This window comes from Mycobacterium talmoniae, assembly GCF_001854525.1.
Lineage (GTDB): Bacteria > Actinomycetota > Actinomycetes > Mycobacteriales > Mycobacteriaceae > Mycobacterium > Mycobacterium talmoniae.
The window spans coordinates 25653-44499 of sequence record NZ_MLQM01000024.1 but is presented as its reverse complement, the minus strand read 5'-3'; the positions used below and the strand labels follow the sequence as shown (position 1 = coordinate 44499).

Sequence of the window (18847 nt, the reverse complement as noted above, 5' to 3'; positions counted from 1 at the left end):
CCCCCCCCCCCCCCCCCCCCCCCCCCCCCGCCCCGCCTGGACCCGCGGCGCACCGCCGCCGCGCTGCCCGGGGACAAACCGTGGTTTGCGATCGGCGGCATCGATGCGCAGCGGCTGCCGGAGGTGCTCGACGCGGGTGCCCGCCGGGTGGTGGTGGTGCGCGCGATCACCGTCGCCGACGATCCGCGGGCGGCAGCAGAACAGCTGAAAGCGGCGCTTACAGCAGCGCGCTGAGCTGGGCGCTCAGCCGCGACGGCGGGTGATCGGCCGCGCCGGCCGTGCACCAGACGAACACCCCGGCTTCGATCTCCACGGTGCGGGGCAGCTCGCGGCGCCGCTGGTCACCGTCGCCCAGCGGAATGGTGGCCGCCCCGGCGCGCAGCCGGTCCCAGCTGGCGGCGAAGCCGGGATGCAACGGCAGGCCCGACACCTCGTCCTCGGCCACCCAGCGCAGCTCGGCGCTTTCCCGGTTGGGCACCACCGTGAGTAGCTCGCCGGCGTCGGCGACGACGGTGGTGTAGGTCCAGGCGGTGCCGCTGGCGGTGGCGGTGACCAGCTGGGCGCGCACCGCGATCCGCTCGGCGGGCAGGCCGGCTTCCTCGTGGGCTTCGCGTACCGCGGTCTGCTCGGCGGTCTCGTGGCTGTCCCGGGCGCCGCCCGGCAAGCCCCAGGTGCCGCCCTGATGGCTCCACCACGCCCGGTGTTGCAGCAGCACTGCGGGGGTGCCGTCGGGCCGGGGCGCCCGCAGCAGCAGACCCGCGGCGCCGTGCCGGCCCCAGTACCGGGCGCCGGTATCGGAGATCGACCACCCGTCGCCGTCGCCGTGCACGCGTTCAGAATAAGCGGGCCGGGGTCAGCCGACCCGGCGGGCAACACTCGTCCACAACCTGTGCGCCGCGCGTCACCCATGCTCTTAGAATTTGCTTATACCGTTGGTGGACGAGCAGCGCAGTCCGACGACCAGCCGAAAGATGAGGTCCGAACCGCCGTGACCGTGGAGTTGGCGCATCCGTCGACCGAGCCGCAAGCGTCGCCGTCGCCGACTGGGTCCACTCACCCGCGCTGGTGGTTCATCACCACCACCCCCGGACGCATCCTGACCATCGGGCTCATCCTGGCCACGCTGGGCGGCCTGAGCGCGTTCGCCACCTCCACGACGATCGATCACCGCCAGACCGCGCTGACCACCGTGCTCAACCACACCGAGCCGCTGGCGTACGCCGCCGGGCGGCTGTACACCACGCTGTCGGTGGCCGACGCCGCCGCGGCCACCGCGTTCATCGCCCAAGCCGAACCGCGCAGCGTGCGGCAACGCTACGAGCAGGCCGTCATCGACGCCGCGGTCGCGGTGACCCGGGCGTCCAGCGGGCTCACCGACGAACCGTTGGTGCAGCTGCTGGGCCGGATCAACGCCGAACTGGCCACCTACACCGGCCTGATCGAGATCGCCCGCACCAACAACCGGGCCGGTAATCCGGTCGGGTCGTCGTACCTGTCGGAGGCGTCCGCGCTGATGCAGGGCACCATCCTGCCCGACGCGCAGAAGCTGTACGAGGCGACGTCGGCGCGGGTGGACACCGAAACCACCGCGTCGACCCGGGTGCCCGCCCCGGTGATCATCATCGTCGCGACCACGGTGATCTTCGGCGCGTTCGCGCACCGCTGGCTGGCCCGGACCACCCGGCGGCGCATCAACCCCGGCCTGATCGCGGGCGCGCTGGCGATCCTGATCATGGTGATCTGGGTGGGTACCGTGTTGGTCATCTCCACCGCCGGCAGCCGCACCGCCAAGGACACCGCCGCCGAGTCACTCAAAACCATCACTAACCTGGCGATCACCGCGCAGCAGGCCCGCGCCGACGAGACCCTGTCGTTGATCCGCCGCGGTGACGAGGACGCCCGCAAACAGACCTTCTACCAGCGCATCGACACCATGCATCAGCAGCTCACCGACTACATGTCGCGCAGCGACGCCGTCGCCAAGGCCGACCTGGACGATGCCGAGCAGCTGCTGACCCGGTGGCGGCAGGCCAACGACCGGATCAACTCCTACATCACGGTCGGCAACTACCAGGCCGCCACCCAGGTGGCGTTGGGCACCGGCCAAGACGACTCCACCCCGGCCTTCAACCAGCTGGAGGCCGCGCTGGACAAGGCGATGCAGCAGAGCCGCAACCAGCTGCGCAACGACATCCTCAATGCCCGCCGGGTGCTGTCGGTGGCCCCGGTGGGCGGGGCGGCGCTCAGCCTGGGCGCGGCGATCGCGGTCGCGTTGGGTCTGTGGCCCCGGCTAAGCGAGTACCGCTGATGAGGAGGCTGTCCGGTCCGCTGTGCGCCGCGCTCGCGGCGGTGCTGGTGCTGGCCGGGTGCGGGCACTCCGACTATGTGACGACGTCGTCGGCGGCGACCCTGCCGCCGCCCACCCCGGCCGGGATGCAGGAGCTGCCGCCGGAGCCGCCGCGACCGCCGCAGCCCGCCCCCGACTGTGACCGGGAGGCCAGCCTGCGCCCGTTCGCCACCCCGGCCGAGGCCGACGCCGCGGTGGCCAACATCCGGGCCCGCGGCCGGCTGATCGTCGGCCTGGATATCGGCAGCAACCTGTTCAGCTTCCGCGATCCGATCACCGGCCAGATCACCGGGTTCGACGTCGATGTCGCCGGTGAGGTGGCCCGCGACATCTTCGGCACGGTGTCGCAGGTCGAGTACCGGATCCTGTCGTCGGCCGAACGCATCACCGCGCTGCAGAAGTCCCAGGTCGACATCGTCGTCAAGACCATGAGCATCACCTGCGAGCGGCGCAAACTGGTGAACTTCTCCACGGTCTACCTGACCGCCAACCAGCGCATCCTGACCCCGCGCGATTCGCCGATCGCGCAGGCCTCCGACCTGTCCGGCAAGCGGGTGTGCGTCGCCAAGGGCACCACCTCGCTGCACCGGATCCGCGAGATTTCCCCGGCCCCGATCATCGTGTCGGTGGTGACCTGGGCGGATTGCCTGGTGGCGCTGCAGCAGCGCGAGGTGGACGCGGTCAGCACCGACGACTCGATCCTGGCCGGCCTGGTGTCCCAAGACCCCTACCTGCACATCGTCGGGCCCAATATGGGTCAGGAGCCCTACGGCATCGGGATTAACCTGGACAACACCGGCCTGGTCCGGTTCGTCAACGGCACACTGGACCGCATCCGCCGGGACGGAACCTGGAACACGCTGTACCGCAAGTGGTTAACGGTGCTAGGTCCGGCACCGCCGCCCCCGACCCCGAAGTACGTGGACTGATGAGCCCCCGCGACGACGACGCAGCGCGCAGCGATGAGGAGCAGCGGCGCCCGGTCGACGACGCAGCGGCGCCCGACGCCGACGAGCCGCGCGCGGTGAGCGAGCCCGCGGACGCAGCCCCCGAGCACGACGTCGGGCCCAGCACCCAACCGGCCGACGTGCTGGCCGACTCCGCCGCAACCCAGCGCCCGATGGCCACCCAGGCGATCTTCCGCCCGCGGTTCGATCCGGACTCCGACGGCGGGTCGGACGAGGACGTCGGCACCCAACCACAGGAACGACCCCATCCGGTGCTGCGCCCCGTGGCCCCGATCCGCCGGCTGGGCGGCGGGCTGGTGGAGATGCCGCGGGTGCCCGAGATCGACCCGTTCGCCGCGGTGATGACCAACCCGGTGGTCGCCGAGTCCAAACGGTTCTGCTGGAACTGCGGCAAGCCGGTGGGGCGGTCGGGCCCGGAGGGCAAGGCGCTCTCGGAAGGCTGGTGCCCGTACTGCGGCAGCCCGTATTCGTTTTTGCCGCAGCTGAAACCGGGCGACATGGTGGCCGGCCAGTACGAGATCAAGGGCTGCGTGGCGCACGGTGGTCTGGGCTGGGTGTACCTGGCGATCGACCGCAACGTCAACGACCGCCCGGTGGTGCTCAAAGGCCTGGTGCATTCCGGGGACGCCGAGGCGCAGGCGATCGCGATGGCCGAGCGGCAGTTCCTCGCCGAGGTGACGCATCCGGCGATCGTGAAGATCTTCAACTTCGTCCAGCACCCGGACCGGCACGGGGATCCGGTCGGCTACATCGTGATGGAGTACGTCGGCGGGCAGTCCCTCAAACCGGCCAAGGGCAAAAAGCTGCCGGTCGCGCAGGCCATCGCCTACATGCTCGAAATCCTGCCCGCGCTGGGCTATCTGCATTCCCTCGGCCTGGTCTACAACGACCTCAAGCCGGAGAACATCATGCTCACCGAGGAGCAGCTCAAGCTGATCGACCTGGGCGCGGTGTCGCGGATCAACTCGTTCGGCTACCTGTACGGGACCCCGGGCTATCAGGCACCCGAGATCGTGCGCACCGGACCGACGGTGGCCACCGACATCTACACGGTGGGCCGCACCCTGGCCGCGTTGACGGTGAACCTGCGCACCCGCGACGGCCGCTACGTCGACGGGCTGCCCGACGACGACCCGGTGCTGCGGACCTACGACTCGTTCGGCCGGTTGCTGCGCCGCGCCATCGACCCCGACCCGCGCCGGCGGTTCGCCTCCGCCGAGGAGATGTCCGGGCAGCTGATGGGCGTGCTGCGCGAGGTGGTCGCCCAAGACAGCGGGGTGCCGCGGCCGGGGCTGTCGTCGATCTTCACCCGGTCGCGCTCCACGTTCGGGGTGGACCTGCTGGTGGCGCACACCGACGTGTACCTGGACGGGCAGGTGCACTCGGAGAAGCTGACCGCCCGCGAGATCGTCACCGCCTTGCAGGTGCCGCTGGTCAACAAGGCCGACGTCGCCGCGCCGGTGCTGTCGGCGACGGTGCTGTCCGAGCCGGTACAGACCCTGGATTCGCTGCGCGCGGTGCGCCACGGCGCGCTGGACTCCGAGGGCATCGACTTATCTGAATCCGTCGAGTTGCCGTTGATGGAGGTCCGCGCGCTGCTGGACCTCGGCGACGTCACCAAGGCCACCCAAAAGCTCGAGGATTTGGCCGAGCGGGTCGGCTGGCAGTGGCGGCTGGTGTGGTTCCGCGGTGTGGCCGAGCTGCTGACCGGTGACTACGACTCGGCCAGCAAGCGTTTCACCGAGGTGCTGGACATGTTTCCCGGGGAGCTGGCCCCCAAGATGGCGCTGGCGGCCACCGCCGAGCTGGCCGGCACCGCCGACGAGCGCAAGTTCTACCAAAGCGTGTGGAGCACCGACGACGGGGTGATCTCCGCAGCGTTCGGGCTGGCCCGGGCGCTGTCGGTGGAAGGCGACCGGGCGGCGGCGGTGCGGACCCTGGACAAAGTCCCGCCCACCTCACGGCATTTCACCACCGCGCGGCTGACCAGCGCGATGACGCTGCTGTCCGGGCGTTCCACCCGGGAGATCACCGAGGACGACATCCGCAACGCCGCCCGCCGGGTGGAGGCGCTGCCGGACACCGAGCCGCGGGTGCTGCAGATCCGGGCGCTGGTGCTGGGCGCGGCGATGGACTGGCTGCAGGATCACGAGGCCAGCACCAACCACATCCTGGGCTTCCCGTTCACCGACCACGGCCTGCGCCTGGGCGTCGAGGCGGCGCTGCGCGGGCTGGCCCGGGTGGCGCCCACCCAGGCGCACCGCTACGCGCTGGTGGATATGGCCAACGCGGTGCGGCCCATGTCGACGTTCTGAGTCGCCCGTTGGGCGTTCACTGTGCATCGTGGGCGGGCGCGCGCGTTGACTGTGCAACCTGGGCGGGCGCGCGCGTTGACTGTGCAACCTGGGCGGCGACGGACGGCCTGGCCCGCCCTGGATGCACAGTCAACGCCCTCAGCGCACAGTCAATCCGCGGGCTGCCAACGCTCGCCACACCCGTCGCACAATGTCAGCGGCGCGGTCCTCGGCGACCACCCGGATGACGATCCACCCCATTCGTTCCAGGGTCTCCAGTCGCCGAATGTCTTTGACGAACTGCCAGCGGTCGGTCCGGTGTTGGTCGCCGTCGTACTCGACCGCAACCAGGTATTCCTCCCACCCCATGTCCAGGTAATACACCGCGTCTTCCGTCGTCACCCGGATCTGGGTCTGCGGCCGCGGCAGGCCAGCTTCGACCAGAAGGAGCCGCAGGTAGGTCTCTTTCGGTGACTGGGCACCCGCGTCGACCAGGTCAAGGACGCGCTCTAGTTGGCGCAGCCCCCGCGTGTGGGGATGTCGGTGGCCAATGAGCGCCACATCAGCGAAATTCAGTTCCGTGGCCTGGGCAAGCGCATCCAGGCGGGCAACCGCCGCACGGATCGGCCCCCGCCGACCAAGGTCGAAGGCGGTGCGCTCGGGTGTGGTGATTGTGCGCTCCGCCAACACCTGGGTCTCGCCCTCGAGCAGCAGCTCTCGGCGGGTCACGACACCAGGAGGCGGGCGCGGGTTGGGATATATCAACTCCACCGGAAGGTCATCGTCGACCCACTTGGCCCCATGCAACGCGGCCGCCGCCATCCCGGCGATGACCGCTTCCCGTCCCGACCACAGCCAGGCCGCAAGTGCGCGCTGCTCAAGCGACGGCCGGACTTGCTGGGGCAGGTACACGTTCGGAAACACGGCACGGTAGCGCGTCCGCAACTGGTGGCGGTTGAGCGCACCGCACGCCAGTTCCTCACTACCGATGAACGGCTGCCGCATACCGCGAACCATCGCACGCTAGCCCGCGCGGTGTTTCCCGCTATCCACAGGCGCAGCCGGCGCCAGCAGGCTCCAACGAGCCCTTCTGGGAGTGCCGTAGGCTTGATGTGGTCGTGACTGGCGCGGAAGGTGGAGCACCACCGGGGAGCGACCACAGCTGATTCGCCGTGCGCCTGGGCAACTCGATTCGAGCCCAGGAGGACCCGTGCCGAACGAAACTACTGTGATGCGCGGTGTCGAGTTGGCCGCAACGATCAACTCCGACACCGCTTCTCGCGCCGAATCCCTGGTCGCCGCAATGGGTGTGCGGCCGACGCTGGCGACCGTTCTGGTGGGTGATGATCCCGCGTCGGTGACCTATGTGCGGATGAAACGACGGCGCTGCGAACAGCTCGGGCTCGGCACCCGCCACGTCGGGTTGCCCGCCGAAACCTGCACCTCGGAGTTGGTGGACACGATCTCCGGCCTTTCCCACGACGCGGCCGTCCACGGCATCCTGCTCCAGCACCCGATGGGCGCGCACATCGACGAACGCGCGGCGTTCGACGCCGTCGCCCCACGCAAGGACGTGGACGGGGTGACCTCGGCGTCGTTCGCGGCCATGGCGCTCGGTCAGCCGGGCTTCGCCTCATGTACGCCGGGCGGGATCATCCGCCTGCTCGATCACTACGGCGTCGAGTTGGCGGGGCGGCACGCGGTGGTGGTGGGGCGCAGCCCCATCCTCGGTAAGCCGATGGCGGCGTTGCTGCTCGGGCGCGACGCCACGGTGACGGTCTGCCATTCCCGCACCCGTGACCTCGATGCGCACCTGGCGGGAGCGGACCTCGTGGTCGCGGCCGTGGGTCGTCCACGACTGGTCCACGGTGGTGCACTCAAACCCGGCGCAGTGGTAGTGGATGCGGGTTATAACCCTGGCAACGTCGGTGACGTGGACTTCGACAGCGCAGCGCGTCGGGCGTCGTTCATCACCCCGGTTCCCGGCGGGGTGGGTCCGATGACCATCGCCGTGCTGCTGGCGCAGACGGTGGACGCTGCGCAGCAGCAACTCCTCGTCCAATCGGCGATTTCCCGGTGATGGACTTGCGGTGCGGGGGTCGCGATCTCGGGCGGGGCGGTGCAGGATCGGTTCATGGAGTCCGACCGAGTACGCGATGCCGCGGCCGCGGAAATCGGAAGGCACCGACGGCTGCTGCGTACGCGCCGTGACGCCCGCGTGCTCAGCGGGTTAATGCTGCCGCTGCTGCGGTGGTCGCCGCCTGCCGGATTCGGTGTGCTGACCACGACCGGGCGCAAAACCGGCAAGCTGCGCAGCAAGTGCGTCCGGGTGATCCGCCAGGGCCGACGGGCGTATCTGGTGGCGCTGCGGCCGCCGCACGTGGCGGTGACGCGGCCGGACGCGGTTCACGCGTGGGTGTGGAACATCCGCGCCGACCCGAGGGTGCGGCTGCGGATCCCGGGCGGCATGTTCGACGGCGTCGCGTACGAGATCACCGATGCCGCCGAACTGGCCCGTGCGCGGGCAGCGATCTGCGACGCCGTGCACGCGACCGACTATGCCGAGTGTGCGCTGCACCTTCGCGGGCTGCCCACCCGAACGAAAATCCAGGAACTGCACCGTTATTGGTTTGACACCGGCATCCCGGTGGCCATCCAGCTGAAGGAGACCCCGTCATGACCACTCGCGGCCATACGGCGGGCCAAATCGAGGGGGCTGATGTCGTGATTGTTCTTCGCTGTCGGGTCGGCGCCGTGGTCGAGCAGTAGCGCGGCGATGGCGTCGGTGCGCGGGAGGTGATAGACCGCGCGCCACAGCGGCGTGTTGCCCCACCGGTCGCGCCGGTTGACATCGGCGCCGGCCTCCACCAGGACGGCGGCGGCCTCTTCGGCGACCAGGTCCACCGCACAATGTAAGAGGGTTCGGTGATCAGCGTCGAGCGAATCGACGTGCAGGCGTCCGCTCTCGAGGAGTCCCGTGAGCACCTTCGTGTTCAGAAGTGCTCGCGAGGCACGTAACGAATTTCCCATCATTGAGTCTCCTCTGCTTCCCGGCGGCGGGAAGTTCGTCAAGACCTCCCGCAGCCGCGCCCCACGGCACCGCTAAAACCGCCCGTAGTCAACGTCTTCCGGTTATCGCGACCATGCGGCCGAACGCGACCAGCTGTGACCATGCCGCGTTCTTTGAATATGCGGGCGGTCGGTGTAGGTGATCACCCCATGCTGAAACGACTGTTGCCAACCGTCCGGAAAGGCTATTTCGTCGGTCGTCGGATAGCCGAGTGGCCCGCCGGGCCCGCCCTGGCTATCCCAGCTGCCCCGAATGGCGCCCCAAATGACGTGGCCGCCAGTCAGGGGCGACCAATAGATGGCACCGCCCTCGAAGACGCTGTACTGACCGTCACCCGGACCGGGTTGTTCACCCGACGTCGGCAATCCCAGCCGACTGCTGGGCCCGCCGACCGCTGCGTACTTCTGCAAGATCGCGCCCTGCACGCTGAACTCACCGTTCGGCGTAGCGATTTCGGTGCCCTCCGAGCCGGCGGTGGATACATCGCCGGAGGCCGGCCCGGCCGATCCGCCGTGCGCACCGGATCTGCCGTTCGGTGGGCGACGCAACGGAGTCGGGGCGACGCCACCGCGCTTGCCCGCGCTGGTCGGTGCGCCCGCACGCGTAGCCGAGTCGGTCGCGCACCCCGCCACCAGTGGTAACGCACCGGCCATGGCCACCGCGCCGATCCGGACACCAACACCTCGGCTGGCACGCACAATAAGGTCTCCCCCTCCGGGACCGCATCCCCTGCTCAGGCTCCGCCCTGCCGACCGCCGTCGTCATCCCCATCGACTCGGCGGTGATCGCGATCAGCTGTGGATACCTGACGCAGAGTCTCGACCCGCGCTGCACCATCTGACCCGGGCAGGTTCAGGGGCTAAGTATGTCGACATCACCCACCCAGATTCACTGCACGCATAGGAGAAGTTTTCGCCTCCTTCTTGGTGCCGATAACAATGTCGGCGCCGAGTCGCTCTCTTTCTCGACAATCGAGGCGACTCGATACCTGGCTGGGCTCGGCGTCCACTAGGCAGCGGAGGGCCTAGACGGCCACCACCAACGCTGGCATCCCGGCCAGCGTTGCGACGGCGGGCGAAAAGCCGTGGAAGAACGAGTGCCCCTCCTGCCACGCTAAGCGGCATGGCATTCGGGGACTACCAGTTCGAGATCTACCTGCAGGGCCTGGGCGGGGTCACCCCGTCGCTGCCGATGGCCTACGCGGATCTGGAAGCCAAGGCCCAGGCCGCGATGCCGCCGTCGGTGTGGTCGTATGTCGCCGGGGGCGCCGGCGACGAACGCACCCAGCGGGCCAACGTCACCGCGTTCGAGCGGTGGGGGCTGATGCCGCGGATGTTCGTCGGCGCCGCTGACCGGGACCTGTCGGTGGAGTTGTTCGGGATGCGGCTACCTTCGCCGGTGTTCCTGGCGCCGATCGGGGTCATCGGGATCTGCGCCCAGGACGGCCACGGCGACCTGGCCACCGCCCGCGCCGCGGCGGCCACCGGGGTGCCGATGATGCTGTCCACGTTCAGTGCCGATCCGTTGGAGGCCGTGGCGACCGAATTGGATGATACGCCGGGGTTCTTCCAGCTGTATGTGCCGAAAGACCGGGAGTTGGCTGCCAGTTTGGTGCACCGCGCGGAGGCCGCCGGATATAAGGCCATCGTCGTCACCCTGGACAGCTGGGCGCCGGGCTGGCGCCCCCGCGACCTGGCGACGGCGTACTCTCCCCCGCTGCGCGGGCACTGCCTGGCCAACTACACGTCCGACCCGGTGTTTCGCGCCGGCTTGACCCAACCGCCGGAGGAGAACCCGCAGGCCGCGGTGCTGGCCTGGGTGCAAACCTTCGGCAACCCGCTGACCTGGGACGACCTGCCGTGGCTGCGGTCGCTGACCGACCTGCCGCTGATCGTCAAGGGCATCTGTCACCCCGACGATGCGCGCCGCGCCAAGGACGGCGGCGTGGACGGCATCTACTGCTCCACCCACGGCGGCCGCCAGGCCAACGGCGGCCTGCCCGCGCTGGACTGCCTACCCGCGGTGGTGGAGGCCGCCGACGGGCTGCCGGTGCTGTTCGACTCCGGCGTGCGCAGCGGCGCCGACATCATCAAGGCCCTGGCCCTGGGGGCCACCGCGGTGGGGGTCGGCCGCCCGTACGCCTACGGTTTGGCGCTGGGCGGGGTCGACGGCGTCGTGCACGTGCTGCGCTCGCTGCTGGCCGAGGCCGACCTGATCATGGCCGTCGACGGGTACCCCAACATAAGCGACCTCGCCCCCGAGGCATTGCGGCGCATCGAGTAACACAACGCCGGTCGATCTGCGCAAACAACCGCCGGCTTGGCCCGCAGCACGCTCGCGCTTCGTAGTCGGCTCATCGACCTCAGACGGGAGAAAGGCTGGCGTGTAGGGCGCTGCGCGCAGGTGCGCGAATAGCTTGCACGGCTGCAGGCAGATCCGAGAAATCGAGTGGGACGATACGCGGGTTGGTGAGCTGGTAGCGCTCCCTTCGATGGATCACCGTCGCCGCGCCAGCGGCTTGAACGGCGGCTGGCCGGTGAGGGCAGCGTGGTCGAGTACGCCCTCACGGCCTGGGGTGCCGAGCTGCGCCAGCCGATCGAGAGCCTGATCCGCTGGTCCACCCCGCTGATGGTCCGCGGCCCCGACGGCGACTCCTTCCGTCCGGAGTGGCTCGCCCTCGACGCCACCGTCCGCGCCGACCCCGCCTACATCCTCGGCCTCGCCGCCGGCGCCCTCACCCTCAGCGACGCCCGTGCCCTCGGACTCGTCGAGATCGACGGCGACGAGTCCGTCGTCCGCGCCGTCTTCGCCGCCTGACCGGGCCGCTCCAACGGGCGCGCGGTGGGAATGTTGATCCCGTCGCTCAGTGCTGGGTCACCCAGGTGCCATCCTCAGCGCATACAGGTTGATCACCCCCGCAGCGGGTGGGCTGACGAAGCCACACGCATCGAAGTAGAACGCTCGAAGCTCCTCACCGAAGTCGACGTGCAGCCACTCACATCCGGCGCTTTTGGCCCGCTGCGCCGCCAGTTTCACGACAGCAGTGCCGATACCGCGCCGCTGACAGTTGCCTCTGGTTTTGGTGTCGACGAGGAAGGCGTGGTCACCACCGTCCCAGGCCACATTGACGAATCCGATGAGCATGCCGTCGGCGCGAGCGGTCACCCATCCCAATGAGTGCGGCCGAACTTGATCCCACCAACCCGCAACCGCCCGTCCGCCGTGCGACTCGGTGAGCGCCACCAGTTCAGCGTCGGTCACCGGCGCCCGCCAGCGGATATCCACATTCCGAAGATCCACGTTCACAGACTTCCATAGCCCTGGGGTCAGCCGAAGCCAAAATCCGTGGGATGGCTATCGGGACCAAAAAGCTTGACGGGACCCACTTAACGACGGAATTCCAGTCGAACACGCAGCGATTTGACAATATCTCGCGTCGCGATGAGTTTTGCCCTCCAGCGCAGTCTGATCTGCATGGGCAACCTCATCTATGGATTCAACGTGTCGGTGGACGGGTACATCGCCGATGCACAAGGCAACATCGACTGGTCCGATCCGAGCGAAGAACTGCACCAGTACTGGAACCGCCGTGGGCGGCGGCACCCCGTTCTTCCCGACACTGCCGTCATGGATCTCGCTGCGACTGTTGGAGAACCGCACCTTCCCGGGTGGCACGGTTCTGCTGCGCTACGAGGCGAAACACGACTGATCGGTTATCTCTGCGCTCCGGTGCAACTTCCTCTCACCCGCCGCCGCCCTCAACGAGGCCGCCTGCCGTTGGCTCAGCACACACTACTGCCCTGCGGCGTAGCCTCAGCGATGAAAACGCACAACGCCAGACCATGGCGCGTGTGAGAGCCTGCGTGGGTTGGGATCTGGAAGGTAGGCCACCGGGCGCAACGCCGCGGGGAGTCGCCTCCAGCGTCGGGCGTATTTGAGGATCGATTGGACGGTGCCCACAGACCAGCCGCGCTGTTCGAAGAACGCGACTCCGTCGGTCGGCTCAAACATCATGGGCGCTTTGTCCAGGCTGGGCATCTGTCGCATCATCCTGCGGACGATCGCGGGCGCGATGACATCGGTGATCCAGCCACCGATCTCCTTGCGGTGTAGGTCCTCTGCGAGGGCTCCGGCCTGCTGTTGGCTGAGATAGAGCAGAAGACCTTCAGTGATGACCACGGTGTTGCGGGCGCCGCTGGTCGCGTCTGCCAGGAATGCTGTGCGACTCGGTGCATCGGCAAGATCGACAGCGACTCGGGAAAGCTGACAGCGGGCTGTTTCACCGGTCAGCAACCGATTTTTCTCCTGGATGAGTTGGGGGAGATCCGCTTCGATCCAGTCGAGGCTGTTGGGCAGCTCAAGGCGATACGGGCGTGTGTCGAAGCCGGTTGCGAGGTTCAGGACACGGTCACAACCGTTTTTTACTGACTCCGCGACGAGGTCGTCTATCAGTTTGGTCCGGGTGATCCACCACCACCCGTTGCGCGCCAACCGCGGTGCGGTCGCGGCGATCGCGCGCCCGCGGTCGCCGGCAAGGCGATCAGCGAAAGGATCGTGAAACAGTGCATCGGGCCGTCTGGTTTCGGCAGCCCGGTAGGACGCCATCCAGCGGGCCGTATCAGACACGTTCCCGATCAACGGTTCTGACATGGTCGGATCCCCCTAAGGTCACTGAGCACGGCGTGGCATCGCGAGAGCGATAAATGCGGCGGCGAAGCACGCCGGGAGAGTCGACCCCGCCGGGAGTCGGTCACGCAGGTAGGCCCACACCGCGGCACCGAATGGAAGCCAGAAGGTCACGCCGACGGTGTTGAGCACCATCACCACGACCAGCTGGCCGTGGTGGGTTGCGGCCCAGCGCGCCACGCTGGCCGAACCCCAACGTTGGGCATCCACGATCGCCAGGCTGTCGTCGTCCACGCGACCCTCCTGACGGCCGTCCTTACCAATACCAGGAATCGTAGGGGTACCGCGCGCCAAGGGTAAGCACGCAGCCATAGATACAGCAATTGCCCGACGCGGTCGCCGCCTGGGCACATACAATTGCCGCGTGATCGGCAAATCGAGGCGGATCGTTTTAGGGCTGGCGTTCGTGGCCGCCGGACCGCTGATATCGCTGTCCACCGCACCGCTGGCCGCCGCACACGATCCGGAATGCGACACCATGATGCCGGTGGGCGATCAACTTGAGGCTTCCTTCGATCAGGTTGAACCGGAGGGAGTTACGCCGCCGGGCGTGGGGAATCAGATCATCGACGCCAAACGCCCGCTCGATGAGTTATCCAGCCAGCCGGCAGTAGATCTGCGGAACTGGTCGGACATCTTGGCCTCCAAACTCAACCACGACGGCCGCTACGCGCAGCAGGGACCCGACGAGCTGTGGTTGGCGGCCGATCTAGGTGCGGCACGCAGTCATTTGCTGGCGGCGCGCCGCTACTGCATATGGGGAGACCATTTCGGATGAGCTGAGAACGCTTATCCCCCGCCGTATTCCGGGCGCAGCGATCCGGCCAGCGCGGACAACGGGACCTCGATGGTGACGGTTCCGCCGTCCATCGACCACACCAAGGGGTCACCGGGACGCGATGTGTGCGGCGCTGAGTTTTCCCGCTGCATCGGCACATCGGGCATATACAAGATCAGGTTGTCCGGCGTCAGCGCGAAGGCGTGGTAGCTGCCGGTGTAGCCGGGCCCGTCCGGGCCGGGCTGCCAGTGCTCCACCGTGAACGGGTAGGTGCCCGGCGCGTGCGGCGGCGCAGCAGCGTCCAGCGCGGCCGGTAGGATCGGTGCGGCGGCCGGGGGGATCGCGGTCATCGGATCCACCCCCGGTTTGAACAGGTCGGCCAGGGCGAGCCGGCGCCCCTGGCCCATGTCGAACACGAACGATCGGTAGGCGTTGTTGGGCTGGATGCCGAACGGCTCGAAGTCCTCGTGCACGATCAGCGACTGCACCGCGCCCGGACCGGAGAACAGCTGGTAGTCGGCGGTGGCGCTGCTGTCGCGCGGCGTCTCGGCGCCGCTGTGGCGCCAGCCGTCCATCAACATGTGGTAGAAGTTGCGCACCACCGGCCCGGAGGTGGGGTTGTCCAGCATCGACTCGGGCAGGTCGAAGGAGATGAACCGCTCCGCCTTGCGCTGCGAGACGACCAGGGTCGTGCAACGCGCCCCGTCCCAATTGGCGCCCAGCTCGGCGCAGAACTGCTCGGCGGCGGCGTTGGCGACCGGCGCGGTCGCCACCAGCGTGCTGACCAAGCCCAAGGCCGCCGCCAGCGCGCTGGCCCTCATAGTTTGTCCCCGGGTACGACTTTGCTGACCAGCCATCGGCCGTCCACTTTCTCCACGGTGACCTCCATGCCGACCACCTCGGTGGGCGTCTCGGCCGGTGACCCGGGTGGCGCGGGCGACCCGAGTGGCCCCGGCGGCGCCCCGGGCGGCTGGGCCGGTGGCCCAGGCGGCGCCTCGGGCACGGCCGCGCTGGTGAACGATTCCTTGACGAACAACAGCACCTGCACCCTGTTGCTTGTCGCGGACTCGATCGCCGAGCGCACGACGGTGCCGCGCGTGGTCACCTTGTTCTCGATCAACATTGCGCGCAGCTGCGAGATACTTCGGACGTAGCGGTCCTTGAACTCACCGGTGGTCCCCTCGGTGATGGCACTGATCGCCTGGTCGATGGTGTTGGGGTCGGCGTTGGTGAAGTTGGTGGCAAACTGCTGCGCGGCATCGAGTGCTTGATACGCGGCGGCCTGTTTGCGATGTTGCTGAAACAGCAGCCAGCCTTCGTAGCCCGCCCCGGCCAGTGCCGCCACGAACACCACGACGACAGTCCCGCGGGTCGCTGCCCTGATCCACCGGCGTGACCCCGGTGCGCCACGCCGCGGTAGGGCCCGCCGCCACCACCGTGTCTTGTGGCTCGCGGTTTCCGGGTCGGTCGGGTCCTCATCGGTGTCGATGTCGACGACGGACACCTCGGTCACACCGACCGCGTTGTCCGAGACTTCCTCGACCACATCGTCGTTGTCGGCCGGCGCGGTATCGCTCGCAGTTTTCATACTCACCACTGTGCCCCTAGATGATTTCGACCTTGCCAGCCAGCCAATGATTGTCGACCAGCTCCATGGTCATCTGCACCCGGTTGCGGTCGATCCGGGGCGCGGACAGCACCGCGTTCTCGACCGACTGGTCGACGAACAGCAGGACCTCCACCCGGGTCTTGGTCGCGGATTTAATCGCCGCATCGAGGACCACTCCCTTGCCCGTCGCCTTGTTGTCGATCAGGATCTGCCGCAACTGTGCGGCCCCGGCGCTGTACTCATCCCTGAACTGCCCGGTCGCACCGGCGACCGCCTCCGAGTAGTTCTTGTCGATGTCTTTGGCGTCGAGAGTCGTCAAGGTCACCGCGTACTTCTTCGCTGCCTCCAGCGCCGCGCGGCCGGCGGCGGCGGTCTGATCGACTTGGATCAGCCGCCATCCCAAAAACGCCGACAACCCCAGCGCCGCAACCAGAACCACACCGACCAGCACGGCGACCACCCGACGCCGCACCCGCCGGTCGCCAGCGGGCGCGCCGGCCCCGGCGGCGTCCTGGGTGATCGGGGCGTCCGCGTCGCCCGTGGGGACACCCGCCACGTCGATCTCGGGTTCGACGGCAACGGTCTCCTCATCCGATTCGCACTGCACGGCCGTCGTTTTGGCCGAAGTAGGTTGCACGGTATCCGGATCGTCGGGGTCGGCGAGCCGGTCAAAGACGTCTTTGGTCGGGGTTTGCTTGGACACAGGACTCTCCAGGTTCGCTTTAGTTCGGTACCCAGGCCGGCAGTTGGGGGCCCCCATAGGGGAGCGGCAGCGTGTACGGCGGATACACCGGCGCGGGATCGGTCACCGCGTTCGGGTCGAATCCCGGTGGCGGGCCGGCGGTGTCGTCACCGGGCGGCCGGGGTGCGTTGCGCGCCCCGCGGATCAGCACCGACGGGTCGGGATTGTTGCAGTAGGTGTACCGGTACGGCTCCGGGGAATCCGCCTGGGTAGGTGGCCGGCGGGTCACATTGCTGTAATCGCAGCGGTACTTCGGGTAGAGGTCCCCGATCCCCCACAGCGCGTTCTCCCGGAAGATGGTGGAGAAGTGGTCGAGGAACGACTCATGGTCGGGGCGCCACAGGTTCTGCAGCGCCGGTATCCGCATATACAGCAGCTGCGAGACCGTCGTCAGGTTCCCCAGCAGGGCAACGATATTCTCCCGGTTGTCGTTGAGCAGGTTGTCGACAGCGCCCAGCTGACCGCTGCCGTTGTCGACGAGGGTGCGGAACCCACCGTCCATCTTGTTCACCCCACCCAAGACGTTTTGCAGGTCGACCGCGGTGCGCCCCAGACCCGAGTTGACCTCGGCGAAAGTGGTGAACACCACCTGAGTGGTCCGCAGCAGGCTGACGGTCTGCGGCAGCACACCGTCGAGTGTGGACGACAAAAAGATCGCGCCGTCAAGAAGCCCCGCCAGCTTCTGCGGACCTTCACGTCCGACCCGGAGCTCGCGCAGCAGAGCGGTCACCTTCTCGGTGTCCAATTGAGCCAGCGCGCCGCGGCTGTCGTCGATGATCTTCCCCAACGACACCGGGATGCTGGCTTGTTTTCCGCCGATCACCGACCCGTTGGTCAAATACGGCCCACCACCGTGCTCCGGCCGGAAGTCCATATATTGCTCACCGGCCGCCGACAGGCCCGATACCCGCACCGGGGTATCCCGCGGGATCCGCACGTCGGCGTTGATGGTGGCTACCGCCTCCACTCCGCCGTGGTCGTCTGGGCTGAGGTTGATCGCGGTGATGCGGCCGATCGGTATGCCGCGCAGGGTCACGTCCTGGTTGACCAGCAGCCCGCCCGACTCCGGCAGCAGCACCCGCACCGCGATCGTCCTGCGCAGCGGGTTGATCCGCAGGTCGGTGATCGCGACGTAGGCGGCCACCATCACCAGGGCGATCGCCAGTCCGATGCAGGACACCAGGATGCGGCGCTGGGCCACCGCCTTGATCACGTCGACGATCAGCCGGGCCGCCCGCTCCACCGGGTTGATGGCGGCGGTCATCGCTGCTCCCCGTAGATCTTGGCCAGCAACAGGTTCCATTCGTAGCGAAGGCTCTCGACCAGCTGATGCCAGTCGGTTCCATCCGACGGGTGGAATCCTGGATCGCCGGGGTAGTTGATATCGGGCCACGCGGCCAGCGCGAGTTGATCGAGGGTGACCTCGACATGCACCGAGGTCGCGTCGAACGCCTTCAGCAAGACCCCGAGCAGCCGGTTGAGCGAGTACAGCGACAGGTTGGGGTCGACGGCGATGTCGTTGAACGTCTCGGCCAAGTGGTTGAGATCGGCGACGGTGCTGCGGGTGTCGGTGCCCTGTATGGACGGGAACCGGGACAACTGCCGGGTGATCCGGGCGGTCGAATCGGCAAGATTCGCGATCCGGTCGGTGTTGTCGGCGATGACGGCCAGTGCCGGCGCACCGGCTTCGAGGGATTGGCTGAGGGTGTTCGAGCGTGCCGCCATGGAAGCCGAGAGTTCGGAGGTGCGCCGCAACGCGCTATCCAGCTGATCCGACCGCGCGTTCATCTTCGACAGCAACGTTGTGCTCTGGTCCAGCAGCAGACCGACCTTTTCGCCGCGGCCGCCCATCGCCTGGCCGGCGCCGTTGATCGAATTGACCAGGTAGCGAATCGTGCCACCGTTGACCAGCATCGCCATCGAGTTGAGCACATCTTCCACGGTCGGCGCGGCGGCGGTGGATTTCAGCGGGATGGTGTCGCCGTTGCGCAGCAGCGGCGCTTTCGCGTCCGCACTGGGTTTGATCGACACGAAAACGTCACCGATCAGGGTGGCCGACCGCAGTTCGGCGGTGCTGCCGACCCGCAGCGGGACATCGGAGCGGATCCGCATGTCGACCTGCGCCGTGAAATCGTGCGCCCGGATGGCGTCAACTTCGCCGATATCGGCACCCAGCAGCTTCACGTGCGCCTGGGCCGGCAGATTCAGCGCATCGGAGAAAATGGCGGTCAGCGCGTATGTTTTGCCGCTGGCTCCGGGGGACGGCATCGGCATGGAGTCCAGGCCGACGGCACAACCGGCCAACAGCACGGCCAAGCCCGCGGCCACGACAGCGCGCGCACCGCGGCGGACA

General features: G+C 68.1%; 21 protein-coding genes, 1 pseudogene and 1 riboswitch. Of the genes and pseudogenes, 10 read left to right on the top strand and 12 right to left on the bottom strand.

The genetic code is table 11. The annotated features are described in order from the left end of the window. Positions 1 to 234: thiamine phosphate synthase (locus BKN37_RS07325; protein ID WP_207547215.1), on the top strand; the 234-nt coding region annotated here is incomplete at its 5' end. Here BKN37_RS07325 and BKN37_RS07320 read toward each other — a convergent pair. Next, positions 218 to 829, bottom strand: a complete 612-nt coding sequence (locus tag BKN37_RS07320) for an NUDIX hydrolase (protein ID WP_071023875.1) — start codon at positions 827 to 829, stop codon at positions 218 to 220. The genes BKN37_RS07325 and BKN37_RS07320 overlap by 17 nt on opposite strands. 159 nt (positions 830 to 988) lie before the next feature. Here BKN37_RS07320 and glnX point away from each other — a divergent pair, with 159 nt between their 5' ends. The 3 genes from glnX to BKN37_RS07305 are packed head-to-tail and all read left to right on the top strand — an operon-like array spanning position 989 to position 5630. Then, positions 989 to 2308: a protein kinase G-activating protein GlnX gene (glnX, locus tag BKN37_RS07315; RefSeq protein WP_071023872.1), complete on the top strand. Its 1320-nt coding sequence runs from the start codon at positions 989 to 991 to the stop codon at positions 2306 to 2308. Continuing rightward, positions 2308 to 3276 (top strand): glutamate ABC transporter substrate-binding protein, encoded by a 969-nt coding sequence (locus tag BKN37_RS07310; protein WP_071023869.1) that lies wholly within the window; start codon positions 2308 to 2310, stop codon positions 3274 to 3276. Before glnX ends, BKN37_RS07310 begins: the two co-directional genes overlap by 1 nt. Beyond that, the gene (locus tag BKN37_RS07305; protein WP_083341638.1) at positions 3276 to 5630 is read left to right on the top strand and encodes a serine/threonine-protein kinase PknG; all 2355 of its coding nucleotides are present in this window, start codon (positions 3276 to 3278) and stop codon (positions 5628 to 5630) included. Before BKN37_RS07310 ends, BKN37_RS07305 begins: the two co-directional genes overlap by 1 nt. Positions 5631 to 5768: 138 nt before the next feature. On the opposite strand, the gene BKN37_RS07300 is transcribed toward BKN37_RS07305, so the two are convergent. After that, complete coding sequence (locus BKN37_RS07300; RefSeq protein ID WP_071023867.1) at positions 5769 to 6614, bottom strand: endonuclease domain-containing protein; 846 nt, start codon at positions 6612 to 6614, stop codon at positions 5769 to 5771. 103 nt (positions 6615 to 6717) lie between these two features. After that, positions 6718 to 6800: riboswitch (ZMP/ZTP riboswitch) on the top strand. Positions 6801 to 6840: 40 nt separating this feature from the next. Between BKN37_RS07300 and BKN37_RS07295 the strand changes: the two genes are divergently transcribed. Beyond that, complete coding sequence (locus BKN37_RS07295; protein WP_071023865.1) at positions 6841 to 7689, top strand: bifunctional 5,10-methylenetetrahydrofolate dehydrogenase/5,10-methenyltetrahydrofolate cyclohydrolase; 849 nt, start codon at positions 6841 to 6843, stop codon at positions 7687 to 7689. 54 nt (positions 7690 to 7743) lie between these two features. Then, positions 7744 to 8289 carry a nitroreductase/quinone reductase family protein gene (locus BKN37_RS07290; RefSeq protein WP_083341637.1) on the top strand — a complete coding sequence of 182 codons (546 nt, stop codon included), beginning with the start codon at positions 7744 to 7746 and terminating at the stop codon, positions 8287 to 8289. Here BKN37_RS07290 and BKN37_RS07285 read toward each other — a convergent pair. Both BKN37_RS07285 and BKN37_RS27645 read right to left on the bottom strand, forming a co-directional pair. Then, positions 8232 to 8642: an ankyrin repeat domain-containing protein gene (locus BKN37_RS07285; protein ID WP_083341636.1), complete on the bottom strand. Its 411-nt coding sequence runs from the start codon at positions 8640 to 8642 to the stop codon at positions 8232 to 8234. The two genes, BKN37_RS07290 and BKN37_RS07285, sit on opposite strands and share 58 nt — an antisense overlap. A 99-nt stretch (positions 8643 to 8741) precedes the next feature. Beyond that, positions 8742 to 9332, bottom strand: a complete 591-nt coding sequence (locus BKN37_RS27645) for an LGFP repeat-containing protein (protein ID WP_083341642.1) — start codon at positions 9330 to 9332, stop codon at positions 8742 to 8744. Between the two features lie 469 nt (positions 9333 to 9801). On the opposite strand from BKN37_RS27645, the gene BKN37_RS07280 reads away from it, so the two are divergent. Beyond that, complete coding sequence (locus BKN37_RS07280) at positions 9802 to 10962, top strand: alpha-hydroxy-acid oxidizing protein (RefSeq protein WP_071023861.1); 1161 nt, start codon at positions 9802 to 9804, stop codon at positions 10960 to 10962. Positions 10963 to 11226: 264 nt separating this feature from the next. Further along, positions 11227 to 11496, top strand: a complete 270-nt coding sequence (locus tag BKN37_RS07275; RefSeq protein ID WP_071023858.1) for a hypothetical protein — start codon at positions 11227 to 11229, stop codon at positions 11494 to 11496. A gap of 57 nt (positions 11497 to 11553) precedes the next feature. Here BKN37_RS07275 and BKN37_RS07270 read toward each other — a convergent pair whose 3' ends face one another. Next, the gene (locus tag BKN37_RS07270) at positions 11554 to 11922 is read right to left on the bottom strand and encodes a GNAT family N-acetyltransferase (RefSeq protein ID WP_242657132.1); all 369 of its coding nucleotides are present in this window, start codon (positions 11920 to 11922) and stop codon (positions 11554 to 11556) included. 231 nt (positions 11923 to 12153) lie between these two features. On the opposite strand from BKN37_RS07270, the pseudogene BKN37_RS07265 reads away from it, so the two are divergent. After that, positions 12154 to 12388, top strand: a pseudogene (locus BKN37_RS07265) (hypothetical protein). Positions 12389 to 12492: 104 nt separating this feature from the next. Here BKN37_RS07265 and BKN37_RS07260 read toward each other — a convergent pair. Together BKN37_RS07260 and BKN37_RS07255 are read right to left on the bottom strand one after the other, a co-directional pair. Continuing rightward, complete coding sequence (locus tag BKN37_RS07260) at positions 12493 to 13329, bottom strand: class I SAM-dependent methyltransferase (protein ID WP_071023856.1); 837 nt, start codon at positions 13327 to 13329, stop codon at positions 12493 to 12495. 18 nt (positions 13330 to 13347) lie between these two features. Further along, positions 13348 to 13599 (bottom strand): hypothetical protein, encoded by a 252-nt coding sequence (locus BKN37_RS07255; RefSeq protein ID WP_071023853.1) that lies wholly within the window; start codon positions 13597 to 13599, stop codon positions 13348 to 13350. Between the two features lie 130 nt (positions 13600 to 13729). On the opposite strand from BKN37_RS07255, the gene BKN37_RS07250 reads away from it, so the two are divergent. Beyond that, complete coding sequence (locus BKN37_RS07250) at positions 13730 to 14143, top strand: hypothetical protein (RefSeq protein WP_083341635.1); 414 nt, start codon at positions 13730 to 13732, stop codon at positions 14141 to 14143. Positions 14144 to 14154: 11 nt separating this feature from the next. Here the strand turns inward: BKN37_RS07250 and BKN37_RS07245 are convergent, their stop codons facing one another. The 5 genes from BKN37_RS07245 to BKN37_RS07225 are packed head-to-tail and all read right to left on the bottom strand — an operon-like array spanning position 14155 to position 18822. Next, a complete protein-coding gene (locus tag BKN37_RS07245) occupies positions 14155 to 14964 on the bottom strand; it encodes a DUF3298 domain-containing protein (protein ID WP_071023851.1) in 810 nt (269 codons plus the stop codon). After that, on the bottom strand, positions 14961 to 15731 hold the full coding sequence (locus BKN37_RS07240; RefSeq protein WP_071023849.1) for a hypothetical protein: 771 nt from the start codon (positions 15729 to 15731) through the stop codon (positions 14961 to 14963). Before BKN37_RS07240 ends, BKN37_RS07245 begins: the two co-directional genes overlap by 4 nt. 16 nt (positions 15732 to 15747) lie before the next feature. Beyond that, positions 15748 to 16455, bottom strand: a complete 708-nt coding sequence (locus BKN37_RS07235) for a hypothetical protein (RefSeq protein ID WP_083341634.1) — start codon at positions 16453 to 16455, stop codon at positions 15748 to 15750. Between the two features lie 19 nt (positions 16456 to 16474). Next, positions 16475 to 17758: an MlaD family protein gene (locus tag BKN37_RS07230; RefSeq protein WP_071023846.1), complete on the bottom strand. Its 1284-nt coding sequence runs from the start codon at positions 17756 to 17758 to the stop codon at positions 16475 to 16477. Further along, the gene (locus BKN37_RS07225; protein ID WP_071023844.1) at positions 17755 to 18822 is read right to left on the bottom strand and encodes an MCE family protein; all 1068 of its coding nucleotides are present in this window, start codon (positions 18820 to 18822) and stop codon (positions 17755 to 17757) included. Before BKN37_RS07225 ends, BKN37_RS07230 begins: the two co-directional genes overlap by 4 nt. Positions 18823 to 18847: the final 25 nt, after the last annotated feature.